This window comes from Massilia sp. UBA6681 (genome assembly GCF_002454935.1).
GTDB lineage: Bacteria > Pseudomonadota > Gammaproteobacteria > Burkholderiales > Burkholderiaceae_D > Telluria > Telluria varians.
Genome location: NZ_DKJX01000101.1, coordinates 1 through 7,297 on the forward strand (window position 1 = coordinate 1; position 7,297 = coordinate 7,297).

8 protein-coding genes and 2 pseudogenes are annotated in these 7,297 nt (G+C 67.6%); all 10 read left to right on the forward strand.

Annotated elements, in window-relative coordinates; translation table 11 throughout:
* Positions 1–831, forward strand: a pseudogene (locus B2R83_RS19430) (hypothetical protein); the annotation flags it as partial.
* A 196-nt stretch (positions 832–1,027) separates the two neighbouring features.
* Positions 1,028–1,321, forward strand: a complete 294-nt coding sequence (locus tag B2R83_RS19435) for a hypothetical protein (protein WP_292044253.1) — start codon at positions 1,028–1,030, stop codon at positions 1,319–1,321.
* Positions 1,305–2,327 (forward strand): FliG C-terminal domain-containing protein, encoded by a 1,023-nt coding sequence (locus B2R83_RS19440; protein WP_292044246.1) that lies wholly within the window; start codon positions 1,305–1,307, stop codon positions 2,325–2,327. The genes B2R83_RS19435 and B2R83_RS19440 overlap by 17 nt, the downstream gene beginning before the upstream one ends.
* Positions 2,324–3,007, forward strand: coding sequence for a flagellar assembly protein FliH (gene fliH, locus B2R83_RS19445; protein ID WP_292044247.1), 684 nt, complete (start codon positions 2,324–2,326; stop codon positions 3,005–3,007). Before B2R83_RS19440 ends, fliH begins: the two co-directional genes overlap by 4 nt.
* A complete protein-coding gene (fliI, locus tag B2R83_RS19450) occupies positions 3,004–4,320 on the forward strand; it encodes a flagellar protein export ATPase FliI (protein WP_292044248.1) in 1,317 nt (438 codons plus the stop codon). Before fliH ends, fliI begins: the two co-directional genes overlap by 4 nt.
* On the forward strand, positions 4,317–4,787 hold the full coding sequence (locus B2R83_RS19455; RefSeq protein WP_292044249.1) for a flagellar export protein FliJ: 471 nt from the start codon (positions 4,317–4,319) through the stop codon (positions 4,785–4,787). The genes fliI and B2R83_RS19455 overlap by 4 nt, the downstream gene beginning before the upstream one ends.
* A 16-nt stretch (positions 4,788–4,803) precedes the next feature.
* Positions 4,804–6,165: a flagellar filament capping protein FliD gene (fliD, locus tag B2R83_RS19460; RefSeq protein WP_292044250.1), complete on the forward strand. Its 1,362-nt coding sequence runs from the start codon at positions 4,804–4,806 to the stop codon at positions 6,163–6,165.
* A 13-nt stretch (positions 6,166–6,178) separates the two neighbouring features.
* A complete protein-coding gene (gene fliS / locus B2R83_RS19465; protein ID WP_292044251.1) occupies positions 6,179–6,568 on the forward strand; it encodes a flagellar export chaperone FliS in 390 nt (129 codons plus the stop codon).
* Positions 6,561–6,878, forward strand: a complete 318-nt coding sequence (locus B2R83_RS19470; protein WP_292044252.1) for a hypothetical protein — start codon at positions 6,561–6,563, stop codon at positions 6,876–6,878. The genes fliS and B2R83_RS19470 overlap by 8 nt, the downstream gene beginning before the upstream one ends.
* An 8-nt stretch (positions 6,879–6,886) precedes the next feature.
* Positions 6,887–7,297, forward strand: a pseudogene (locus B2R83_RS19475) (hypothetical protein); the annotation flags it as partial.

A 7,297-nucleotide genomic window follows, 5' to 3' on the forward strand; every position in this document is an offset into this window, starting at 1 on the left:
CTCCCCGTCGGTCCCGCCGGCGGGTCCGCGGAGGCCTCGGTGCGCCGGGTGGGGGTCACGGCGATCGCGGCCGCGTGGCTCGTCGTCGTCGGCTGGGCGGTGACCGTCCAGGTCACCGAGAACCCGTTCCGGGAGGAACCGGAGTCGATCACGTCGGCGGGGATCGTCGACGAGCGCCAGTTCTACATCCAGCGGACCGGGCACAGGCACCCGTTGCTCGCCGAGGACTATCTGGACTTCCCCCGGATGCGGGCCCTGGTGAACGACGTCACCCGGAACCGGACCGGCGCGGTATTCCTCCCGGTGCCGGGGTTCCAGGACCGGTGGGACGTGGTGTCCTACGACCGACCGATGCCCGGGTTGGCACCGTTCGAGCTGCCGGAGGAGCCCCTCAAGACGGTGGTGTTCCTCAACCTCGGCATGACCAGCATGAACCTGCCGCTCGACGTGGACGTCTACGACACCGTCGGGCTCGCCTCGCCGCTGGCCGCGCACACGGACCGTATGGAGGACGGCCGGATCGGGCATGACAAGTTCCTGCCGTACGACTGGGTGCTCGCGCGCACCGGAGTCGTGGAGGACCCGGTCAACTTCCCGCGGTGGATCGACGTCAACTGGGTGAACCAGGCCGAGGTCGCGCTCCAGTGTCCCGCCACGCAGGCACTCATCGAGTCCTACACGGCCCCGTTGACCCTCGAGAGGCGCTGGTCCAACGTGGTGAATGCATTCTCATACGCCGAGTACAGGATCAACAGAATCCCTGCGTACGAGGTCCAGAGGTGCGGGCTGCCGATGCCGGAGGAAGTGGAGAAGTATCAGGGCACTCGGTAGTGTTGCGCACGCTGTTGTCTCGAAACGGTAACAGTCGGGGGTCGAAATGGTCCCCGACCTGTAACACCTGCCCCAAAGTGCGCGACAGTATCGATGAACTCGATGTCGCAGTTCCGGTCCTCCCCCTGGTGGGGCCGGTCCGATGAACGTCACCGATGCCCTCCCGGGCACCAGGAACGAACAAAGGAACACACGAATGTCCCACTCCACCCTCCGGCGCAGGTTCGCCGCCGGGCTCACCGCACTGGCGACGGCCGCAGGGCTCGTCGTCGGCGCCCCGGCCCTGGCCGGTGCGGCCGCCGCCGCCGGCGCCGCCGCCCCGGGCAAGATGCCGGTGGTCCCGCTGCTCGAAAACTACGACCTCCCGCCGGCCGGTTCGGCCGTCGACGTGATGGTCGACCATCTGAAGGTCCTCGCCGGCAAGGAGCCTGAGCGCGTCGCCGAAGTCGTCAAACAATGGGTGCAGAAAAAACATGGCCGAACTGAATAACTTCGACGGCGAACAAGCCGTCCTGACTCCGGTCGAGCAGGCCGCCATCGTGCTGCTCTCGATCGGCGAAGAAGGCGCCGCCGCGGTGCTGCGCTGCCTCGAGCGCGAAGAACTGCTGGAACTGACCCAGGTGATGTCGCGCATGAGCGGCATCAAGGTCGACTCGGTCAAGACCGCGGTCCAGAACTTCTTCGACGACTACCGCGAGCAAAGTGGTTTGCACGCCGCCTCGCGCAGCTACCTGAAGCGCTCGCTCGACCTGGCTTTGGGGAGCGACATCGCCAACAGCGTCCTGAACACCATCTACGGCGACGAGATCCGCCCGATGATGGCGCGCCTGCAGTACGCCTCGCCCAAGTGGCTGGCCGAATTCATCTCGAGCGAGCACGTGCAGATGCAGGCCGTGTTCCTGGCCTTCCTGCCGCCCGCCCTCGGTTCCCAGATCCTCGAGGCGCTGCCGCTCGAGGGCCGCGAAATGGTGCTGCTGAACATGGCCCACCTCGACGAGATCGAGCGCGACGTGCTGCACGAGCTGGAAGAACTGGTGAACCGCTGCCTGGCCGCGCTGGATACGCAAAGCGCCAGCGTGGAAGGCGTGCGCCAGGTCGCCGAGATCCTCAACCGCCTGCAGGACAACCGCGCCGGCATGGTGGAGCTGCTGCGCGCCCACGATCCGGAGGTCGTGTCGCAGATCGAGATGTCGATGTACGACTTCTTCATCCTGTCGCGCCAGACCGAACAGGTCATCACCCGCCTGCTCGACGAAGTGCCGCTGGAACAGTGGGCGATCGCGCTCAAGGGCGCCGAGCCGCAACTGCGCGATGCGATCCTGGGCGCGATGCCGAAGCGCCAGGCCCAGAGCTTCGAAGACCTGATGCGCCGTTCCGGCCCGGTGCCGATGTCGCGCATCGAGCAGACCCGCCGCGAGATCATGGCCACCGTCAAGGACCTGGCCGACGCCGGCGAGATCGACATCGCCCTGTTTGCCGAGGCGACCGCCGAATGAAGCAATTCCGGCCCTATCACTTCCCGCCCCTGTACCAGCTGACCAGCGCCCTGCCCAAGGGCGCGGCTGCGGGCGACGGCATCGGCTCGGCCGAAGAATGGCAGGCCGCGCTGTCCGACGGCTACCGCCAGGGCCAGCGCGAAGGCTACGAGGCAGGCCTGGACCAGGGCCGCGCCGACGGCTTCCCGGTGGGACAGAGCGAAGGCCTGCAGCGCGGCGTCGAGGAAGGCCGCGCCATGGCGCTGGCCCAGTTCGATGAGCTGTCCAAGCCGATCGACGCCATGCTGAAAGGCCTGAAGAAACTGAAGACCGACATGCGCGCCGCCCAGCGCAAGGAAGTGGTGGACCTGGTCGGCAAGATCGCGCGCCAGGTGATCCGCGCCGAACTGGCGCTGCAGCCGGTGCAGCTGCTCGCCCTGGTGGAAGAAGCCCTGAGCGTGATGCCGCCTTCGCGCGACGCGGTCGAGGTGTTCCTGAATCCGGAAGAACTGCGCCGCGTGCTCGAGCTCGACCCGAAGCGCGCCAAGAAGTGGACCCTGCTGCCCGACCCGGCCCTCGAGCCGGGCGAATGCCGGGTGCGCTCGGGCGACAATGAAGTCGACGCCGGCTGCCAGGGCCGCCTGACGGCCGTGATGGACCAGGTGCGCGAACAGCTGCTGGACGAGGAGGACGCCGGATGACGGCGCTCGCCGCACGCCTGCGCGCGGTCGAACTCGGGGCGGTGCCGGTCGCCACCCCGACCGGCCGCCTGGTGGGCGCCCAGGGCCTGCTGCTGGAATCGGTGGGCTGCCCGCTGCACACCGGCCAGCGCTGCCGCATCGAGACCGTCGACGGCGGCTGGATGGACGCGCAGGTGGTCGGCTTCAAGGAAAAGATCAGCTACCTGATGCCCTTCAAGAAGGCATCCGGCCTGGCGACCGGCGCGCGCGTGCTGCCGGTCCAGGAGAAAAACGAGCTGATGATCGGCCCATCCTGGATGGGCCGCATGGTCAATGGCATGGGCGAGCCGATCGACGGCCTGGGCAAACTCGGCGGCGACCAGCCCCTGTCCACGACCCCGCCCAAGGTCAACCCCTTGCGCAAGGCCCCGGTGGACGAACCGCTGGACGTCGGCGTGCGTGCGATCAATGCCATGCTCACCATCGGCAAGGGCCAGCGCGTCGGCCTGATGGCCGGCTCCGGCGTCGGCAAGTCGGTGCTGCTCGGCCTGATCACGCGCCAGACCGTGGCCGACGTGATCGTGGTCGGCCTGATCGGCGAGCGTAACCGCGAAGTGCGCGAATTCGTCGAAAAGTCGCTCGGCCCCGACGGGCTAAAGCGCGCGGTCCTGGTCGTCGCCCCGGCCGACGAGTCGCCGCTGATGCGCGTGATGGCCACCGAACTGTGCCACTCGATCGCGGCCCATTTCCGCGACCGCGGCCAGAACGTGCTGCTGCTGTGCGATTCGCTGACCCGCTACGCGATGGCGCTGCGCGAAGTCGCGCTGTCGCTGGGCGAGCCGCCGGCCACGCGCGGCTATCCGCCCTCGGTGTTCTCGAACCTGCCGCAGCTGGTCGAATCGGCCGGCAACGGCGAGAACCCGAAAGGCAGCATGAGCGCGATCTACACCGTGCTGGCCGAAGGCGACGACCAGCAGGATCCGGTGGTCGATTCGGCGCGCGCGATCCTGGACGGCCACATCGTGCTGACGCGCGAACTGGCCGAACGCGGCCACTACCCGGCGATCGACGTCGCCCAGTCGATCTCGCGCTGCATGGCGCAGGTGGTCGGCCAGGAGCACCAGCTGGCCGCCCGCAAGCTCAAGGCGGCGCTGGCGAAACACGCCCGGGTGCGCGACCTGATCCCGCTCGGCGCCTATGTACCGGGCGCCGATCCGGAGACCGACAAGGCGGTGCGCCTGCATCCGCACATCGAAGCCTTCCTGTGCCAGGGCACGCGTGAAGAGGCGCCGATGGGTGGGTGCGTCGAACAATTGAAAGCGATGATGGCATGAAGCGCACCCACACGATCGCCAGCCTCGGCACCCTGGTGGAGCTGCGCTCGCTCGACGTGGACCGCCTGCAGGCCGACCTGGCCAGCCAGGAAGCCACCCGCACGCGCTACCAGAACAATCTGGCGCGCCTCGATGCGCTCACCGAAGGCAGCGGCGCGACTGGGGCACTCGTGCCGGGAGGGGCACGAGTGCCGGCCCTGGCGCTGGCGCTGAACTGCGGCGCCTACAAGCAGAACGTGATGGCGATGGCCGACCTGCATCGCACCGACCTGGCCCTGCACGAAGCGAACATGGCGGTGTCCCAGCGCAAGCTGGCCGATGCCTGGACCAGGCGCGAACTGCTGGGCAAGGTGCTGGAACAGGAACAAGTGCTGCATGCGCGCGAGCAGGAACGTGTCGTGCGCAAGCGTGAAGACGATATCGCCACCCAGTCGTGGATGGCAGGCAGGACGACCTCGGCCGCCTGAACTAAAGGAGAACAACATGGCAATCAGCAGCCCAACCTACGATCCGGCCAGCACGGCCGCCGCGCTGGCGGAGAAGTACGTCTTCAGCCAGCAGCAGACCCTGACGGCCAAGTCCGAACGCGCCAGCGCCACCGAAAAGGGCTTGAGCACCCTCAGGTCGGCGCTCAGCAGCTTCCAGACGGCGCTGGCAAGCCTGACCGGCACGAACAAGACCATGTTCGCCCAATCCGCGGCCTTCAGCGACACGGGCGTGGGCAGCGCGACGGCCAAGTCGACGGCAGCGGCCGGCACCTATTCGTTCTACGTCGAGAAGCTTGCGACCGCACACCAAGTCTCGTATTCGCTGGACGAGGCCAGCGGCGTGTCCGGCTCCCTGGTCGTGAAGGTGGGCACCGCCTCGATCAACATCGATACGACAGCCGCGAACACCGATGGCGGCGCCCTGAGCCCACGCGAGATCGCCGCGGCCATCAACGCCTCGGCCGACAACAAGTCGCTGGTCACGGCCTCCGTCATCAGCACCGCCGCCGGCAAGTACGAACTGGTCCTGACCGCGAAGAACACGGGCAGCGCGAATGCCATCACGGTCACGCACGGCGCCGGCACCGACGCGACCTCGCCCCTGCACAGCAGCAAGGCCAAGTCGCTGGTGCCCGCGCAGGATGCAACGATCCGTATCGGCTCGGCGACCGGCACGCTGGTCACGCAGCCGACCAATACCTTCAACGGCATCGACGGCGTCACCGTGACCTTCGCGAAAACGACGACCTCCCCTGTCACCCTGACGGTTGGCGCCGATAGCAGCGCCACTAATGCCAACGTGCAGGCTTTCGTCGATGCCTACAACAAGCTCAAGAGCACCATCGACGCGCTGGTGGCGCCTGGCGATCCGTCCAAGGGCGTGGCCGGGGGCGCCTTTTCTGGCGACAGCGGCGTCGCCGCCCTCCGCGATCGGCTCGTGAGCCTAGTACGTCCGACCGGCGGCGCCAGTCTTGCCTCTTACGGCATCACCGCAAATCGCCAGGGGACCCTGTCGGTCGACACCACCCGGCTGGGCAAAGCCCTGGAAGCGAACCCGACCGGTCTGGATACCCTGATCGGCAGCACGGCCGGAACCACCCCGACCGGCCTGGCCGGGAAACTCGATACCTACCTCACGAGTTGGACCAGCTCCGTCAAGGGCCAGATCAAGACCCGCCAGGAAGCCGTCTCGAAAGTACAGGCGGATACGGTTTTGCGTCAAGCGATGCTGGACAAGCAATACGACGATGCATACAAGCGCTACCTGATCCAATTCACCCAACTCCAGGCTCTGCAGGGCCAGATGTCGAGCAACAGCTCGATGTTCGAGGCCATGTTCAGCAGCGACAAAGACTAGACGAGATCACCCCATGTCCTACCAAGAAGCCTACGGCGATTACCACGCCGTCAACCTTGATGCGCAGACCTCGCGCGCCTCGCCGATCGAGCTGGTCCTGCTGCTCACCGACGGCCTGCTCGACGAACTGGCACGCGCCCGCGCCCACATCGCGGCCAAGCGCTATGAGCAGAAGGCCGCCAGCATCGACAAGTGCGTCGAGATCATCAATGGTCTGTCGAGCTCCCTCGACTTCGAACAGGGCGGCGAGACTGTCGGCAACCTGGCGCGCATCTATGAATTCTGCGTCACCCACCTGCATGGCGCCGGGATCAAGATGGACCCGGCCATGGTCGATGAGGTTGTGCGCGTCCTGACCACCATCCGCCAAGGCTGGAAAGGCGTCCAGGAGCGCAATGGATAGGACGCGCGCCATCGACGGCCTGGCCCGGGTGCTGCTCGACGCCGGAGCACGCGCCGACTGGGACCTGCTTGGGCGCAGCGTGGGCGAGCTCGCTCCCCGCCTGCAGGCGCTGGGCGCCGGCCGTCCCTGGAGCGACGTGGAACGTGCTGCCCTCGCGCGCCTGCGCGACGCCCACGGGACCGCCGCGAAAGCGGTGGCCGCGGCCAGCGTACAGCTGCAGCTGCGCATGGACGACATGCTCGCCACTAAGGAAGGCTGGATGGCCTATGCCCTCGCGGGCGACAACCACACTGATATCACTGAACGATGAACATCACGATGAATAGCGCATCCCTGCCGGTTTCCGCCGACACGACCAAGGGCCCCGTCACCGACGCCGCGTCGGCAGACGGTCTGACACTCGATGCGGCGGCGGCAGTCGCTCAGGCGCCGCTCGCCTTCCTTCAGTTCATGCAGATGGAAGCACCGGCCACCGCCGGGACGTTGGCGCAGCCGGAACCGGATGCCGCCCTCCCGGAAGACGCACTCCACGCCGCGGTCCCGGCCGCGGCGCCGCAGGAAGACAGCACCGAGGCCGGCCTCGAGGCCGAGGGCCAGCCGCTGCTGGCTGCCATGAGCACGCCGCTGATGCCGTCGATGATGGCGATGCCGGCGGCCCTGCCCGCCGCCATGCGCCTGATGGCCGGCGCGCCGGAGCGCCAGGAGCGCCCGCTCGACGCCGCCCCGGCC

Excerpts from the sequence above, each read along its gene's own strand:
- B2R83_RS19435 (WP_292044253.1), top strand. The coding sequence starts at position 1,028 with ATGTCCCACTCCACCCTCCGGCGCAGGTTCGCCGCCGGGCTCACCGCA.
- B2R83_RS19440 (WP_292044246.1), top strand. The coding sequence starts at position 1,305 with ATGGCCGAACTGAATAACTTCGACGGCGAACAAGCCGTCCTGACTCCG.
- fliH (WP_292044247.1), top strand. The coding sequence starts at position 2,324 with ATGAAGCAATTCCGGCCCTATCACTTCCCGCCCCTGTACCAGCTGACC.
- fliI (WP_292044248.1), top strand. The coding sequence starts at position 3,004 with ATGACGGCGCTCGCCGCACGCCTGCGCGCGGTCGAACTCGGGGCGGTG.
- B2R83_RS19455 (WP_292044249.1), top strand. The coding sequence starts at position 4,317 with ATGAAGCGCACCCACACGATCGCCAGCCTCGGCACCCTGGTGGAGCTG.
- fliD (WP_292044250.1), top strand. The coding sequence starts at position 4,804 with ATGGCAATCAGCAGCCCAACCTACGATCCGGCCAGCACGGCCGCCGCG.
- fliS (WP_292044251.1), top strand. The coding sequence starts at position 6,179 with ATGTCCTACCAAGAAGCCTACGGCGATTACCACGCCGTCAACCTTGAT.
- B2R83_RS19470 (WP_292044252.1), top strand. The coding sequence starts at position 6,561 with ATGGATAGGACGCGCGCCATCGACGGCCTGGCCCGGGTGCTGCTCGAC.